This window comes from Klebsiella sp. TF21-TM (genome assembly GCF_019753495.1).
Classification (GTDB): Bacteria; Pseudomonadota; Gammaproteobacteria; order Enterobacterales; family Enterobacteriaceae; genus Klebsiella; species Klebsiella quasipneumoniae.
In genome coordinates this window covers 183,990-199,354 of sequence record NZ_JAIJYL010000004.1, presented here as the reverse complement: position 1 = coordinate 199,354, position 15,365 = coordinate 183,990, and the positions used below count along the sequence as shown (strand labels likewise).

Annotated in this window: 12 protein-coding genes and 1 other RNA gene; 7 read left to right on the top strand and 6 right to left on the bottom strand. The window is 59.1% G+C overall.

The window, feature by feature from the left end; all coding sequences use genetic code 11:
• The first annotated feature begins 131 nt into the window (after positions 1 to 131).
• The 4 genes from K5R89_RS05850 to K5R89_RS05835 are packed head-to-tail and all read left to right on the top strand — an operon-like array spanning position 132 to position 4,172.
• Positions 132 to 1,130: an ABC transporter substrate-binding protein gene (locus K5R89_RS05850; protein ID WP_032453249.1), complete on the top strand. Its 999-nt coding sequence runs from the start codon at positions 132 to 134 to the stop codon at positions 1,128 to 1,130.
• A complete protein-coding gene (locus tag K5R89_RS05845; RefSeq protein ID WP_032453250.1) occupies positions 1,130 to 2,167 on the top strand; it encodes an iron ABC transporter permease in 1,038 nt (345 codons plus the stop codon). The genes K5R89_RS05850 and K5R89_RS05845 overlap by 1 nt, the downstream gene beginning before the upstream one ends.
• Positions 2,167 to 2,928, top strand: coding sequence for an ABC transporter ATP-binding protein (locus K5R89_RS05840; protein WP_023290094.1), 762 nt, complete (start codon positions 2,167 to 2,169; stop codon positions 2,926 to 2,928). The genes K5R89_RS05845 and K5R89_RS05840 overlap by 1 nt, the downstream gene beginning before the upstream one ends.
• 11 nt (positions 2,929 to 2,939) lie before the next feature.
• Positions 2,940 to 4,172 (top strand): MFS transporter, encoded by a 1,233-nt coding sequence (locus K5R89_RS05835; protein ID WP_217259223.1) that lies wholly within the window; start codon positions 2,940 to 2,942, stop codon positions 4,170 to 4,172.
• Positions 4,173 to 4,236: 64 nt separating this feature from the next.
• On the opposite strand, the gene K5R89_RS05830 is transcribed toward K5R89_RS05835, so the two are convergent.
• Both K5R89_RS05830 and K5R89_RS05825 read right to left on the bottom strand, forming a co-directional pair.
• Positions 4,237 to 5,268, bottom strand: coding sequence for a methionine synthase (locus K5R89_RS05830; protein ID WP_023290096.1), 1,032 nt, complete (start codon positions 5,266 to 5,268; stop codon positions 4,237 to 4,239).
• Between the two features lie 23 nt (positions 5,269 to 5,291).
• Positions 5,292 to 6,272, bottom strand: coding sequence for a DUF1852 domain-containing protein (locus K5R89_RS05825; RefSeq protein WP_087827113.1), 981 nt, complete (start codon positions 6,270 to 6,272; stop codon positions 5,292 to 5,294).
• 598 nt (positions 6,273 to 6,870) lie between these two features.
• On the opposite strand from K5R89_RS05825, the gene K5R89_RS05820 reads away from it, so the two are divergent.
• Positions 6,871 to 7,191: a hypothetical protein gene (locus K5R89_RS05820; RefSeq protein ID WP_064154444.1), complete on the top strand. Its 321-nt coding sequence runs from the start codon at positions 6,871 to 6,873 to the stop codon at positions 7,189 to 7,191.
• Positions 7,192 to 7,289: 98 nt separating this feature from the next.
• Here K5R89_RS05820 and K5R89_RS05815 read toward each other — a convergent pair whose 3' ends face one another.
• The 3 genes from K5R89_RS05815 to K5R89_RS05805 all read right to left on the bottom strand — a co-directional run bounded on the left by K5R89_RS05815 (position 7,290) and on the right by K5R89_RS05805 (position 11,205).
• Complete coding sequence (locus K5R89_RS05815; RefSeq protein ID WP_004203110.1) at positions 7,290 to 7,538, bottom strand: GlsB/YeaQ/YmgE family stress response membrane protein; 249 nt, start codon at positions 7,536 to 7,538, stop codon at positions 7,290 to 7,292.
• 203 nt (positions 7,539 to 7,741) lie between these two features.
• The gene (menI, locus tag K5R89_RS05810) at positions 7,742 to 8,152 is read right to left on the bottom strand and encodes a 1,4-dihydroxy-2-naphthoyl-CoA hydrolase (protein ID WP_023290099.1); all 411 of its coding nucleotides are present in this window, start codon (positions 8,150 to 8,152) and stop codon (positions 7,742 to 7,744) included.
• A complete protein-coding gene (locus tag K5R89_RS05805) occupies positions 8,149 to 11,205 on the bottom strand; it encodes an FAD-binding and (Fe-S)-binding domain-containing protein (RefSeq protein WP_101989408.1) in 3,057 nt (1,018 codons plus the stop codon). Before K5R89_RS05805 ends, menI begins: the two co-directional genes overlap by 4 nt.
• A 218-nt stretch (positions 11,206 to 11,423) precedes the next feature.
• On the opposite strand from K5R89_RS05805, the gene ydiK reads away from it, so the two are divergent.
• Both ydiK and rprA read left to right on the top strand, forming a co-directional pair.
• Positions 11,424 to 12,536, top strand: coding sequence for an AI-2E family transporter YdiK (ydiK, locus tag K5R89_RS05800; protein ID WP_023290101.1), 1,113 nt, complete (start codon positions 11,424 to 11,426; stop codon positions 12,534 to 12,536).
• A gap of 189 nt (positions 12,537 to 12,725) precedes the next feature.
• Positions 12,726 to 12,833, top strand: an RNA gene (gene rprA, locus K5R89_RS05795) — antisense sRNA RprA.
• An 86-nt stretch (positions 12,834 to 12,919) separates the two neighbouring features.
• On the opposite strand, the gene ppsA is transcribed toward rprA, so the two are convergent.
• A complete protein-coding gene (gene ppsA, locus K5R89_RS05790; RefSeq protein ID WP_004203115.1) occupies positions 12,920 to 15,298 on the bottom strand; it encodes a phosphoenolpyruvate synthase in 2,379 nt (792 codons plus the stop codon).
• Positions 15,299 to 15,365: the final 67 nt, after the last annotated feature.

Sequence of the window (15,365 nt, the reverse complement as noted above, 5' to 3'; positions counted from 1 at the left end):
CCCTGCTGAAATAGTCACTCATTGACACTGTAAATACGGCATTGTATAAAACCCCGCCTCAATAATGAGTTTCATTTGCATTACTTCCATTTGCTGGTCATCCACTCGCCTGTTTACAAGGATAGCGTTTAATGAAGAAGGTCCTCTGCGCGTTAGGCTTGATGTTCACCGCCGTCAGTTCCGCGCTGGCAACAACCTACCCCCTGACGATTGAAAACTGTGGCTATCAGGAGACCTTCACCCGGCCGCCGGAGCGCGTGGTCGCGCTGGGGCAAAATACGGTCGAAATCCTGCTGCTGCTTGGGCTGCAAAAGCAGGTGGTGGCCAGCGCCTTCTGGCCGACCAGGGTATTACCGCAGCTGGCTGAGCAAAACGCGAAGATTAAAACCCTGACGGTGGAAATCCCGAGCCTGGAATCCGTACTGGCGCAAAATCCCGATTTCGTTCCCGCCCAGTTGCCGCTGCTGCTGGGGCCGGAAAGCAAAGTCGCCAAGCGTGAAGATCTCGCGACCGTCGGCGTGAACAGCTACGTGTCGCCGGGGATGTGCGCCACCAAAAAGGCTACCGGCGATATGTACGGCAGCCGGCAGAAGCTGTGGGACATGACCTGGCTGTATCAGGAAATTAGCGATTTTGCCCGCATTTTCAACGTGGAAGATCGTGGCCAGGCGCTGATCGCCGATTTCAAAAAACGTGAAGCCGACCTGCGTCAGGAGTTCGGTAAAAGCAAAAAAGATCTCTCCTTCGTCTTCTGGTTCTCCAGCGCCTCGCCGTCGGCCGATGCCTATGTCGGCGGCAAAAACAGCGCCTCCGGCTTTATCGCCAGCGTGCTGGGCGGACATAACGCCATTACCGCCGAGACCGAATGGCCCACGGTGAGCTGGGAGAGCATCATTGCCGCCAACCCGGACGTGATCGTGGTCTCAAGCCTGGATCGTAACCGCTGGGCGCTGGATAAGGCCGAGGAGAAGATCAAATTCCTCAAAAGCGATCCCGCCGTCAGCCAGCTGGAGGCAGTGAAAAAAGGCCATATCGTGGTGATGGACGGCCAGGCGATGAATCCGACCATCCGCACCCTCTACGGCGCGGAACAGGTGGGCGAACAGCTGAGAAAAATGGGGCTTAACTGATGAGCGTCGCCGTGCTTCAGACGCGCCGCAGCATGCTGCTCACCGGCTGGTGCGTCGTGGCAGTGTTCGTGCTGGCGCTGGTGATAGCGGTAGGCGTCAGCGTTGGCGAACTGCCCATCCCGCTGCACAACGTCTTTTACGCTATCAGCAATAAAACCGGCTTAACCGCGGTGCCTCTCAATCGTATCTACGAGAGCGTCATCTGGGATTTCCGCCTCAGCCGCGCCCTGGTCGCCGCCTGCTGCGGCGCCGGCCTGGCTATCTGCGGCGCCGTGCTGCAAAGCCTCCTGAAGAACGCCCTCGCGGAGCCCTACGTCCTCGGCGTCTCCGCCGGGGCCTCCACCGGCGCGGTATCAATCGTGGTGCTGGGCCTTGGCGCCGGGGCGATCTCCCTCTCCGCCGGGGCGTTTGCCGGAGCCTTCGCCGCCTTCGCCTTTGTCGCCTTTCTGACCAACGGCGCGCGCGGCGGCAATGAGCGCACCATCCTGGCGGGCGTCGCCGCCTCGCAGTTATTTAACGCTCTCACGGCCTACACCATCAGCACCTCCGCCAGCGCGCAGCAGGCGCGCGATGTGATGTTCTGGCTGCTGGGCAGCTTCAGCGGCGTCCGCTGGCCCGAATTCCAGCTGGTCCTGGTGGTGGTTCTTGCGGGCCTGGCGGTCTGCCTGTGGTATGCCCGGGCGCTGGACGCGTTCACCTTCGGCGACGATGCCGCCGCTTCGCTGGGCATTGCCGTGCCGCGCGTGCGCCTGATCCTCTTCACTACTGCGGCGGTGATCACCGCCACCATCGTCAGCATGGCCGGCTCGATCGGCTTTGTCGGCCTGGTGGTGCCCCACGTGATGCGCTTCTTCTTTGGCCCGTTGCACCGGACGTTGCTGATCGCCAGCGCGCTGGCGGGGGCGATCCTGATGGTGCTAGCGGACATTGCCTCGCGCCTGCTGATTGCCCCGCAAAGTCTGCCGGTCGGGGTGGTGACCGCTCTGGTTGGGGTGCCTTTCTTCGCCGTGATTATCTACCGCTCAAGGAATAAGTGATGAGTATTTGCGCTGAAAATATCACCTGGAAGGCAGGCAAAAAGGTCATCGTCAATACGGTCTCGCTGCGGGTGTCGCGCGGCGAAACGGTGGGACTGCTGGGGCCCAACGGCTGCGGCAAATCCTCGCTGCTGCGGGTTCTCGCGGGCCTGCGCCGCCCGGATGCGGGTCGCGTCACCCTCGACGGCCAGGACATCGCCAGGATGGCGAAAAAGCAGCTCGCCCGCCGGGTGGCGTTCGTCGAGCAACACGGCATGACCGAGGCCAATATGCGGGTGCGCGACGTCGTGCGCCTGGGGCGTATTCCGCATCACTCGCCGTTCTCAAACTGGAGCGCTCAGGATGACGAGGCGGTCACCGCCGCGCTGCAGCGGGTGGCGATGCTGGAGAAAAGCGACCAGGGATGGCTGAGCCTCTCCGGCGGTGAGCGGCAGCGGGTGCATATCGCCCGCGCCCTGGCGCAGAACCCAAGCGAGATCCTGCTGGATGAACCCACCAACCATCTGGATATTCACCATCAAATGCAGCTGATGCAGTTGATCAGCGAGCTGCCGGTGACCAGCATTGTGGCCATTCACGATCTTAATCATGCCGCGATGTTCTGCGATTCGCTGATCGTGATGCAGCAGGGGCAGATCCTCGCCAGCGGGACGCCGGAGGAGATTTTGTCCGAAGCGCTGCTGTGGGACGTTTTCCGGGTGAAAACCAAAATCGAGATCTCCCCGTACCACGGTAAAAAGCACATTCATTTCATCGTTTAGGTTTGGCGTATATGCCTCTCTTCTCCCTGCGCCCTGCGGCGACCCTCTGGCCTCCCGTTTTACTGGGAAGCCAGTTCGTTTTTAATATTGGCTTTTATGCGGTCGTCCCTTTCCTTGCCCTCTTCCTGCGCGACGAGATGCTGCTCTCCGGCGGGCTTATCGGCCTGATCCTCGGGCTGCGCACCTTCTCCCAGCAGGGCATGTTTATCATCGGCGGGACGCTGGCCGACCGCTATTGCGCTAAGGCGATCATCCTCGCCGGCTGCGTGGTTCGCGTCGCCGGCTATCTGCTGCTGGCGTACGGCACAACGCTGGAGCCTATTATCCTCGGCGCCTGCCTGACCGGCGTCGGCGGAGCGCTGTTTTCCCCGTCGATCGAGGCCCTGCTGGCGCGGACCGGTACCCACAGCCAGGCCAACGGAAAACGCAGCCGCGCCGAGTGGTTTGCGCTGTTTGCAGTGTGCGGTGAACTGGGGGCGGTTATCGGCCCGGTGGCCGGAGGGCTGCTGAGCGGGATCGGCTTTCGGCATATCGCCCTCGCCGGCGCGGGGCTATTTCTTCTGGCGCTGCTGGTGCTCTTTTTCTGTCTGCCCGCCGACGGGCAGCGGACACAAACGCGCAGCCGGGTGCCGTGGTGGACCCCTTTGCGTCAGCCGCGCTTTGTCGCGTTTATTATCGCCTACAGCTCATGGCTGTTGAGCTATAACCAGCTGTACCTCGCCCTGCCGGTGGAGATCCAACGCGCCGGCGGCCGTGAGCAGGATCTGGCGCCGCTTTTTATGCTGGCCTCGCTATTGATTATTACCCTGCAGCTTCCTCTCGCCCGTTTCGCCCGACGTATTGGCGCCGTGCGCATTCTGCCGGTGGGCTTTCTGCTGCTGTCGGCTTCTTTTGTCAGCGTGGCGTTATTCGCCGCCTCGTCGCCCGCCGAAGGCTGGCTGCGATTATTGCCGTCGGCCTGCTTTGTCACGCTGCTCACCCTCGGCCAGATGCTGCTGGTGCCCTCAGCCAAGGATCTGATCCCGCTGTTCGCCGAGGAGTCGACGCTGGGCGCCCACTACGGGGCGCTCGCCACGGCGGGGGGTTGCGCGGTGTTAGCCGGGAATTTGCTGCTCGGCCATATGCTGGACCAGGCGCTCACCCCCTCGCCGCAGGCGGTCTATCCCTGGCTTCTGCTGGCGCTGTTTCCGTTGTGCAGCGCCGTGGCCCTGCGGGCGATCTGCCGCCCACTGGCGGCAACCTGACGCTGTGCGGGCAACGGCCCGCTCAGGAAGTTAACCGGGAGAAGCGCACGGAGGCCAGCCCGCCTTATTGTGCCGCCAGCTCGCGGCGAACGATCTCGGCGCCGGCGCTTAAGGCGTGAAGTTTGCCGGTCGCAACCTGGCGCGGCAGCGGCGCCATACCGCAGTTGGTGGACGGATAGAGCTTGTCGGCATCGACGAACGCCAGCGCCTTGCGCAGGGTAGCGGCCACCTCTTCCGGGGTTTCGATAGCATGGCTGGCCACATCGATGGCTCCGACCATCACCTTTTTACCGCGGATCAGTTCCAGCAGATCCATCGGCACCCGCGAGTTGTGGCACTCGAGAGAGATAATATCGAGGGACGATTTCTGCAGCTGTGGGAAGGCCTCCTCATACTGACGCCACTCAGAGCCCAGCGTTTTTTTCCAGTCGGTATTGGCCTTGATGCCGTAGCCGTAGCAGATATGCACCGCCGTCTCGCACTTCAGCCCTTCGGTGGCTCGTTCCAGCGCGGCGATCCCCCAGTCGTTCACCTCATCGAAGAAGACGTTGAAGGCCGGCTCATCGAACTGAATAATATCGACCCCGGCGGCCTCTAACTCTTTCGCTTCCTGATTGAGGATTTTGGCGAACTCCCAGGCCAGCTTTTCCCGGCTTTTATAGTGGTTGTCATACAGCGTGTCGATCATGGTCATTGGGCCCGGCAGCGCCCATTTAATCGGCTGACTGGTGAGCTGACGCAGATAGCGCGCGTCCTCAACGAAGACCGGTTTCTGGCGCTCCACGGCGCCCACCACGGTTGGAACACTGGCCTCATAGCGGTTACGAATTTTCACGATCTCGCGTTTGGCAAAATCAACGCCGCTGAGGTGCTCAATAAAGGTGGTGACAAAGTGCTGCCGCGTTTGCTCGCCGTCGCTGACAATATCGATCCCGGCCCGCAGCTGGTCGTCGAGGGACAAACGCAGGGCGTCGCGCTTGCCGGCCAGTAATTCTTCGCTGGACAGTTTCCAGGGCGACCACAGGGTCTCTGGCTGCGCCAGCCAGGAAGGTTTCGGTAAACTGCCGGCGGTCGATGTCGGAAGCCATGTTTTCATAATCAGTAGCCTTTTATTTTGGTTTAGCAACGCGCGAAGTTAGCAGACCATTGCTCAAGCAACGTCTTGTGCGGGTTGATAAAATGTTGTTGTGTAAATTTACCCTGCTCTATCGCCAACAGGCTGCGCTCTTCCCGGTCATAAACAATTTTGGTGACGGAATGATCCAGGTGATTGAGATTGGGCTGATAGTATTGCCCCGCCGCAGAATTCGCGTTGTAGATCTCCGGTCGGTATATTTTCTGAAACGTCTCCATCGTGCTGATGGTCGCGATCAGCTCCAGGCTGGTGTAATCGCTGAGCAGATCGCCGGAAAAATAGAAGGCCAACGGCGCGACGCTATGTTTTGGCATAAAATAGCGCACCTGCAGCCCCATTTTGCTGAAATAGCGCTCGGTCAGCGAGACGCCTTCCTGGGCATATTCAATGCCGAGGACCGGGTGTTCGTTGCCAGTGCGACGGTAAACATCTTTGCTGGATACGCTCAGGCAAATCACCGGCGCCTTGCTGAAGCTGGTCTTATAGGCGCTGGACTGCACGAAATCCTTAAAGATATTGCCGTGCAGCTCGCCAAAATTTTCGGGCACGCTGAAGCGGTTCTGGTCTTTATTATGCTCCAGCAGCAGCACGCTAAAATCATAATCCCGCACATACGAAGAGAAGTTATTGCCGACGATACCGGCATGGCGCTCACCGGTTTTTTTATCGACAATATGCGTTTGCAGGATCTCTATCACCGGAAAACTGGCGGCATCCTGAGCAATATTCATCTCGACAGAAATAATATCCAGTTCCACCGCATAGCGATCGTTGTAGGGATTATCCCAGTGCGCCAGGGTATTAAACCGGTTATTCATCATGATTAACGTATTGCGCAGATTGTCCTGACGGCTCTCCCCTCTGGCCAAATTGGCAAAGTTGGTGGTAATACGCGTATTTTCCGCAGGGTTATAATTTTCATCAAACCGGCTGCGCTTAATCGTATAGGTAAATTCGTTATTCATGGCGATTGTCCATCCTGGTGTCGGGCATAAAGCGGAATAAGCGGAGTATTTTCCACAGGCGACGCAGAGTCAGACCTGGCGCGCTTCAACCGGTAAATGTTGTTGATTCGTTAATGGGTCTATTTTTGCCAGAGTCGGTGATGGAGGGAAAGCGACTTAAATTCATTGCAACATGAGCTATCCTCATGTTGCTCCGCTAAGCGCCAGGTGTACTCGAGGTATCGTCATGATGCCATGGTCAGGTGCGGCAGTTCAGGCCACGTCAGCCTAATAAACGTTTGTGGTGTGAATGTATGCCAGGGTACAATCTTTAACCACTATAATACGTGCTTTAACATAGCCGTCGTACCCGTTTAGCTGGAGCTTTTGTCGTACAGAATGATTGTTGATATCAGTATTATGTCGATGTGCATGGCCGTGCTGCTGATTATGAGCGTACTGCTGAATTAAGAGGCTCCCGAACACAATGACACCCGCTCTCATCTGACCTTCACATTCGCGAGGAATAAAGGAGATTCAGAGGATTCGCGCCGCACGGGATTGTCCCGCCTGCCGCCGCCCTCTACTCTTTTGGTACTTGTTAATCGAGGAATACCAGATGAAAAAAGCTCTCCTTGCCCTGTTCGCTATCGCCGCCGTGGCCGCCGCCAGCGCGTTTGCCGCCGATAAAACCGACGCCCCGACGCCCGTTGTCGACAACGGCGGTCGTCCTCCGCTGGAGATGGGTCATGGCCCCCAACCGCCGTTCCCGCCACCGTTTCCGCCGCGCAAGCCGGTGCTGTTTTCAGCAACGGTCGCGACCGATACGCCGGCGGAAACCATTAACAAACTGACCGCCCTGATCCCCACCGGTCAGGCGAAGCACTACGAAGTTCACGTTGAGGTGGTGCCGGTTGCGGAGGATGCCGACGGGAAATAGCCCTGGCGTGGGGGCTCTGCCTGAGTCCTGCGATAATAAAAAAGCTGCCGCTTATCGCGGCAGCTTTTGTTAGCTTGAATAAAACAGAATGCTGAAAATTAGCTGCGCACTTTACGGTAGATAAACAGCACGACCAGCGCACCGATTACCGCCACCACGAAGCTGCCGAAATTAAACCCGTCGACTTTGCCAAAACCAAAGAAGGTACTGATCCAGCCGCCGACCACGGCGCCGATGATCCCCAGAATAATGGTTACAATAAACCCGCCGCCGTCTTTCCCCGGCATAATCCACTTGGCTAAAATACCGGCAATAAGTCCAAAAATGATCCAGGAAAGAATACCCATGGTTAACCGTCCTCTTGTTACCTTTAAGCATTTCGTATTGAAAAGAGTAGCATATATAACGAGATTGGATCGGTAATAATCTATTTATTAGATAATTTCTTGCCGCCGCGCGGTAGCGCTGCTGGCCTGATGTTTCGCGCTGGCGGCCCCGCCCCCGCTTATTCCCCTGAAAAAAGGGAGGCTATTCGCCTCCCGGTTACGGCTTATATTACCGCGGTGGTTAGCCGCGATGAACAGCATAATCGCGACTGTTCGTCGAAGATTTCAATTTGCCAGACCTGGTGGCGAGTCCCGACGTGCAGCGCTTTGCATACGCCCCGCACCCGGCCCCCGCGCGCCGAACGAATGTGGTTGGCGTTAACCTCCAGCCCCACCACCTTCTGTTCGCCTTCGCTGCACAGATAACCCGCCACCGACCCCAGCGTCTCCGCCAGCACCACCGACGCCCCGCCGTGCAGCAGGCCAAACGGCTGCTGTGTACGGCCATCCACCGGCATGGTGGCCTCCAGCGTATCGTCGGTAAAGGTCTCAAAACGAATATCCAACAGCCCTACCATGTTTCCCTCACCGAGCCGGTTGAGCTGCTCCAGCGTGGCCTGACGTTTCCAAATCATCCGATTATCTCCAGTAACGCCTGCAGCGGATGGCGAACGCCGCTGCCTTCAATGCGCTTCACCTGGCTGCGGCAGGAGTAGCCCGTCACCAGACAGCGGTTACGCGGCAGCCGCTGCATCGCCTGCTGCCAGGAGAGCGCGTAAATGGCCAGCGAGTTGGCATGGTTTTTCACTTCATGACCATAGGTGCCTGCCATCCCGCAGCACCCGACGCTGACATTTTCCAGCTTCGCGCCGAAGTGGGCAAAAATCTCTGCCCACTGCTTCGTCGCCGCCGGCAGCGCGGTCACTTCCGTACAGTGACCGAACAGGTACCAGGGCTCGCCGCCCGGATCGGGACGGGCGTCGGCGGTCAGGACCTTCGGCAACCACTCATGGACTAACAGCACCTGAAAATCGCCGCGCTTGTCGCCAAGCGTTTGCTTGTATTCATCGCGGTAGCAGAGCACCAGCGCCGGATCGACGCCGACCAGCGGCATACCCAGCTGCGCCACGCGGTTAAGGAAGTCTGCCGTTTTCTGCGCGGTGCGCGCGAAGCGGGTCAGGAATCCTTTAATATGCTGCGCCTTGCCGTTCGGCGAGAACGGCAGCAGCACCGGCTGATAGCCTAAGGCCTCAACCAGACGGATAAAGTCAGCCACCACCTGGGCGTCGTAATAGCTGGTAAAGGGATCCTGTACCACCAGCACCATCTTCGCTTTCTGCTCGGCGCTCAGCGCTTCGAGCTGCTCAAGGGTCATGTTGGCGGAGCGGTGGCCGGCCATCTGCTGCTTCAGCGACGGCGCCGAGAGCAGCGGCAGATCGACCATCCCGATATGCTTCTCCGACAGCTTTTTCAGCCACGGCTGGTTCATGAAGAAGTTAAAAGTCTTCGGCGCCTGGGCCATCAGCGGCGCATAGGATTCCACCGACGCCACCAGATGATCGCGCACCGGCCGCAGATAGCGGCTGTGGTACAGCTGCAGGAAGCGTGAGCGGAACTCCGGGACATCGATTTTGATCGGGCACTGGGTCGAACAGGCTTTGCAGGCCAGACAGCCGGACATCGCCTCTTTGACCTCGTGAGAGAAATCATATTCCCCTTTGCGCGCATGCCAGCTGTTGCGCGTGCGCGCCACCAGCGAGCGCAGGCTAACGCCCTGCTCCGGCAGCGCCTTCTCCAGCTGATTGGGGTCGACGCCGCGATCCGCCAGCAGACGCAGCCATTCGCGGACCAGCGTCGCCCGCCCTTTCGGCGAGTGGATGCGCTGGTTGCTCACCTTCATCGACGGACACATCGGGCTTTTTACGTCAAAGTTGAAGCACAGCCCGTTGCCATTACACTCCATCGCCCCGCGCCAGGCGCTGCGCACCGCGATAGGGATCTGCCGATCCCAGGTGCCGCGCTTCACCGCGTCGACTTTCATCATCGGCGCGTCAATCCCTTCCGGCGGACAAATTTTCCCCGGGTTCAGGCGGTTATCCGGATCGAAGACCGCTTTGATCTTCCGCAGCTCGCCGTACAGCGCCTCGCCAAAGAATGCCGGGCTGTACTCGGCGCGGAAGCCTTTGCCATGTTCCCCCCACAGCAGACCGCCATATTTCGCCGTCAGCGCTACCACATCGTCGGAGATCTGCTTCATCAGCACCTCCTGCTGCGGATCGCACATGTCCAGCGCCGGGCGCACGTGCAGCACCCCGGCGTCGACGTGGCCAAACATGCCGTAGCTCAGGCCGTGGCTGTCGAGCAGCGCGCGGAACTCGACGATATAATCCGCCAGGTGTTCGGGCGGGACGCAGGTATCCTCGGCAAAGGGGATCGGCTTGGCGGCGCCTTTGGCATTGCCCAACAGGCCTACCGCCTTCTTGCGCATGGCGTAGATGCGCTCCACACCATCAAGATCGTGACAGACCTGCCAGCCGATGACCCCCGCCTCGCTGCGGGCCATCAGCTCGTCCAGACGCTGGCACAGCGTGGTGACCTGCTGGTCAATCAGCGCCGTGCCATCCCCGGCGAATTCGACGATATTGAGCCCGAGCATCTCTTTATCCGGTACGTCGGTGATCAGTTCGTTCACCGAGTGCCAGACGATATCCTCGCGCGCCAGATTGAGGACTTTAGAGTCGACGGTCTCCACCGACAGGGCCTTGGCCTCCACCATAAAGGGCGCATTTCGCAGCGCAGAGTCAAAGGAGTCATATTTGACGTTGACCAGCCGGCGTACCTTCGGCAGGCGGGTAATATCCAGCCGCGCTTCGGTGATAAACGCCAACGTCCCTTCCGAACCGGTTAAAATACGGGTCAGGTCGAACTCGCTCATCTCATCGTTAAAGACGTGGCGCAGATCGTATCCGGTGAGGAAGCGGTTGAGTTTGGGAAACTTATCAATGATTAGCTCGCGCTGCGCCTTGCAGCGCTGGTAGACCGTGTTGTAAATCCGCCCTATCGTCGAGGGCGTATTGCCAAGCGTCTCCGCCAGCGCCACCGGCACCGCCTGGGTATCGAGGATATCCCCGCCCATCAGCACCGCCCGCAGGCCAAGCACGTGATCCGACGTTTTACCATACACCAGCGATCCCTGACCGGAGGCGTCGGTGTTTATCATCCCGCCCAGGGTGGCGCGGTTGCTGGTGGAGAGCTCAGGTGCAAAGAAGTAACCATAGGGTTTAAGAAACTGGTTCAGCTGATCTTTGATGACTCCGGCTTCGACGCGCACCCAACCCTCTTCGGGGTTGATTTCAATAATGCGGTTCATATAGCGGGACATATCGACGATAATTCCGCCGTTCAGCGCCTGGCCGTTGGTGCCGGTGCCGCCGCCGCGCGGGGTGAAGATCAGCGATTTAAAGCGTGGTTCGGCGGCGACCCGCGCCAGTAACGCTACGTCTGCCGTGGAACGTGGAAACAGGACCGCATCCGGCAACAGCTGATAGACGCTGTTGTCGGTGGCCATCGTCAGCCTGTCGGCATAGCTGGTGGCGGTATCGCCGGTAAAACCCTGTTGCTCCAGTACCTGCAAAAAATTCAGCACCAGTTGAACTACCCCTGGCGCCTGAGAAATTTGTGGGATCATCACACTTGACCCTGCCTGACTATGTTGTGTTTGAAAATATTGTGTTGGTGCTAACTAAACGTTTGCGTAGCGCATTCAACTTTTTATCACATTTTTTTCATATGCGCCCACGTGTTTTCTGTGCAAAATCAGCCCGGCAAAATTATTGATATTATTATCAGTACATGGATTTACGCGGCGCCAGCTTTTTGGCGCGACTGGAAAGGTAAAAATTCTCTATGATTAACCCCCATCAGCCTCGGGACATACCGCAAATACTGCTGTCGGTGCTGTTCCTGGCCCTGATTATCATATCCTGCCTGTGGGTTGTGCAGCCGTTTATTCTGTCCTTCGCCTGGGCCGGCACCGTGGTGATCGCCACCTGGCCGGTGCTGCTGCGTCTGCAGCGCGTGCTGTTCGGCAAACGGATGCTGGCGGTGCTGGCGATGACCCTGCTGCTGTTTTTGCTATTCGTGATTCCTATCGCTCTGCTGGTCAACAGCCTGGTGGATAACAGCGTTCCGCTGATCAAACTCATCAGCAGCGGAAATGTGACGCTACCGGATTTCGCCTGGCTCAACAGCGTGCCGCTGGTCGGCGATAAGCTCTACGCCGCCTGGCATGGCCTGCTGGATATGGGCGGCTCGGCGATTATGGCCAAGGTTCGCCCCTACATTGGCACCACCACCAGCTGGTTTGTCGGTCAGGCGGCGCACATCGGCAAGCTACTGGTCTACTGCGGCCTGATGCTGTTGTTCAGCGCGCTGCTTTACTGGCGCGGCGAGCAGGTGGCCTATGGTTTTCGCTATTTCGCCACGCGCCTGGCGGCTAAACGCGGTGACGCCGCCGTGCTGCTGGCCGGCCAGGCCGTGCGCGCCGTGGCGCTGGGCGTGGTGGTGACGGCCCTCACTCAGGCGGTGCTGGGCGGGATCGGCCTTGCCATCTCCGGCGTGCCCTACGCCGCCCTGCTGACCGTGGTGATGATCTTTACCTGTCTGGTCCAGCTCGGGCCTTTGCTGGTTCTGGTGCCGTCGATTATCTGGCTTTACTGGAGCGGGGACACCACCTGGGGCACTGTGCTGCTGGTGTGGAGCTGCGTGGTCGGCACCATGGACAACGTTATCCGTCCGGTGCTTATCCGTATGGGCGCCGACCTGCCGATGATCCTCATTCTTACCGGCGTCATTGGCGGCCTGATCGCCTTCGGCATGATCGGCCTGTTTATCGGTCCGGTGCTGCTGGCCGTCTCCTGGCGCCTGTATGACGCCTGGGTGCACGAAGTGCCGCCGCCGCCGAAAGACCCCGATGTCGTGCTCGAAGAGCTCAGCGAGCTGGAGGCCGGGCGCAAGTAATGCCCTGTCAGGCGGGGGGCCCCGCCTGTCTCCCCCCAGGACAATTGTTAAGCAAAATTAATTGATCGCCGGCAAAACGCCAGCCTTGTATGCCCCGCACCCGCTTTTACCCTCCCGGTCCTTCACAACAATTTAACTATTGAGAGGAATCTGATCGACGGCAAAGGCCCCGCTGCCTACTATTAGCTCACGGTTATAAATCAACACCTTGATTTATAAGCATGGAAATCCCCTGAGTGAAACAACGAATTGCTGTGTGTAGTCTTTGCCCATCTCCCACGATGGGCTTTTTTTTGTCCTGCGCATCGCGACGCCGGGCGGCCTGACACCGGCAAAAAAAATCCCCGGCATCACTGCCGGGGATCTGTACTGTCAGGGCGAACTTATTTATTCAGTTCCGCCAGACCTAACCAGGTTTGCACCACGGTATCCGGGTTGAGGGACAGGCTATCAATCCCCTCCTCCATCAGCCAGGCGGCGAAATCTTCATGGTCAGACGGCCCCTGGCCGCAGATGCCGACGTATTTACCCTGCTGCTTCGCCGCGCGGATCGCCATCGACAGCAGCGCTTTCACCGCGTCGTTGCGTTCATCAAACAGCTCAGAGACCACGCCGGAGTCGCGGTCCAGACCGAGCGCCAGCTGGGTCATGTCGTTCGAGCCGATGGAGAAGCCGTCGAAGTACTCGAGGAACTGCTCGGCCAGCAACGCGTTCGACGGGATCTCGCACATCATGATGATCTTCAGCCCGTTCTCGCCGCGCTTCAGCCCCTGACGCTCCAGCTCTTCGACCACCGCTTTCGCCTGGGCGACGGTACGGACGAACGGCACCATCACTTCGACGTTGGTCAGCCCCATGTCGTTACGCACGCGCTTCATCGCTTCACATTCCAGCGCGAAGCAGTCGCGGAAGCTTTCGGAAACGTAGCGTCCGGCGCCGCGGAAGCCGAGCATTGGGTTCTCTTCTTCCGGCTCATAGCGCTCGCCGCCCACCAGGTTGGCATATTCGTTCGACTTGAAGTCAGAGAGGCGCACAATCACCCGTTTCGGATAGAACGCGGCGCCAAGGGTGGCGATCCCTTCGGTCAGGCGGCCAACGTAGAACTCTCTCGGCGAATCGTAGCCTTTCATCAGCTCGCGGATTTCGTTCTGCAGGCCCGGCTCCTGGTCGTCAAACTCCAGCAGCGCGCGCGGGTGAACGCCAATCATGCGGTTGATGATAAATTCCAGCCGCGCCAGACCCACGCCTTCGTTCGGCAGGCAGGCGAAGTCGAAGGCGCGATCCGGGTTGCCGACGTTCATCATCACCTTCAGCGGCAGATCCGGCATGTCGCCGACGCTGGAGCTCTTGACGCTGAAGTCCAGCAGCTCGGCGTAGACATAGCCGGTGTCGCCTTCGGCGCAGGAGACGGTCACGTTCTGGTTTTCCTGAATGCGATCGGTGGCATCGCCGCAGCCGACCACCGCCGGAATACCCAGCTCACGAGCGATGATCGCCGCGTGGCAGGTACGTCCGCCGCGGTTGGTGACGATCGCCGAGGCTTTCTTCATGATCGGTTCCCAGTCCGGGTCGGTCATATCGGTAACCAGCACATCGCCTGGCTCAATGCGGTTCATCTCGCTGATATCGTGGATCACCTTCACCGGACCGGCGCCAATGCGGTGGCCGATGGCGCGCCCTTCGGCGATGATCTGCCCCTGAGCGTGGAGGGTATAACGCTCCATCACCTGGCCGCGGGAACGCACGGTTTCCGGACGCGCCTGGACGATAAACAGCTTACCGGTGTGGCCATCTTTCGCCCACTCGATATCCATCGGACGGCCGTAGTGCTTCTCGATCTGCACCGCCTGCTTCGCCAGCTCCTGCACCTCCTCGTTGGTTAACGAGAAGATATCGCGCTGCGCCTGCGGCACATCTTCGATACGCACCTGCTTGCCGTGCTCCTGAGTCGGCGCGTAAACCATGCGGATCTTTTTCGACCCCATGGTGCGGCGCACGATCGCCGGGCGGCCAGCGGCCAGCGTCGGTTTGTGGACGTAGAATTCGTCCGGGTTCACCGCGCCCTGCACCACCATCTCGCCCAAACCCCACGCCGAGGTGATAAACACCACCTGGTCAAAGCCGGATTCGGTATCGATGGAGAACATGACGCCGGAGGAGGCCAGATCGGAGCGGACCATCCTCTGCACCCCGGCGGAGAGCGCCACGCCGCGGTGATCGTAACCCTGATGCACGCGATAGGAGATCGCGCGATCGTTAAACAGTGAAGCAAACACGTGCTTCACGGCAACGAGCACGGCGTCAAAGCCCTGCACGTTGAGGAATGTCTCTTGCTGTCCGGCGAAGGAGGCGTCCGGCATATCTTCCGCGGTGGCGGAAGAGCGCACGGCGAATGAGGCCTCGGCGTCATCGGCGGACAGCAGGTCATAAGCATCGCGAATCGCGTTTTCCAGTTCGCTCTGGAAGGGGGTATCGATGATCCACTGTCGGATCTGCGCGCCCGCTTTCGCTAATGCGGAAACGTCGTCAATGTCGGTTTCATCCAGCAGCGCATAAATGCGCTGGTTAACACCGCTTTGGTCCAGGAACTGATTGAAAGCATCAGCGGTGGTGGCAAACCCGTTAGGTACGGACACACCCATACCGGACAGATTCGTAATCATTTCACCAAGGGAGGCATTTTTGCCCCCAACTCTGTCTACATCATTCATGCCGAGTTGGTTATACCAAAGCACCAGCGGTGACGAGCCATTGTTGGACATCGAGACAATCCTTTTGTGATTTAATACCAGTGAAAAAAATTTCACGATCGACTGCAAGATTATCCTG

Coding starts and splice junctions, on each gene's coding strand:
- K5R89_RS05830 (WP_023290096.1), bottom strand. CDS start 5,268: ATGAAAACATGGCTTCCGACATCGACCGCCGGCAGTTTACCGAAACCT.
- K5R89_RS05850 (WP_032453249.1), top strand. CDS start 132: ATGAAGAAGGTCCTCTGCGCGTTAGGCTTGATGTTCACCGCCGTCAGT.
- K5R89_RS05805 (WP_101989408.1), bottom strand. CDS start 11,205: ATGATCCCACAAATTTCTCAGGCGCCAGGGGTAGTTCAACTGGTGCTG.
- K5R89_RS05825 (WP_087827113.1), bottom strand. CDS start 6,272: ATGAATAACGAATTTACCTATACGATTAAGCGCAGCCGGTTTGATGAA.
- K5R89_RS05835 (WP_217259223.1), top strand. CDS start 2,940: ATGCCTCTCTTCTCCCTGCGCCCTGCGGCGACCCTCTGGCCTCCCGTT.
- K5R89_RS05840 (WP_023290094.1), top strand. CDS start 2,167: ATGAGTATTTGCGCTGAAAATATCACCTGGAAGGCAGGCAAAAAGGTC.
- menI (WP_023290099.1), bottom strand. CDS start 8,152: ATGATTTGGAAACGTCAGGCCACGCTGGAGCAGCTCAACCGGCTCGGT.
- K5R89_RS05820 (WP_064154444.1), top strand. CDS start 6,871: ATGAAAAAAGCTCTCCTTGCCCTGTTCGCTATCGCCGCCGTGGCCGCC.
- K5R89_RS05845 (WP_032453250.1), top strand. CDS start 1,130: ATGAGCGTCGCCGTGCTTCAGACGCGCCGCAGCATGCTGCTCACCGGC.
- ppsA (WP_004203115.1), bottom strand. CDS start 15,298: ATGTCCAACAATGGCTCGTCACCGCTGGTGCTTTGGTATAACCAACTC.
- K5R89_RS05815 (WP_004203110.1), bottom strand. CDS start 7,538: ATGGGTATTCTTTCCTGGATCATTTTTGGACTTATTGCCGGTATTTTA.
- ydiK (WP_023290101.1), top strand. CDS start 11,424: ATGATTAACCCCCATCAGCCTCGGGACATACCGCAAATACTGCTGTCG.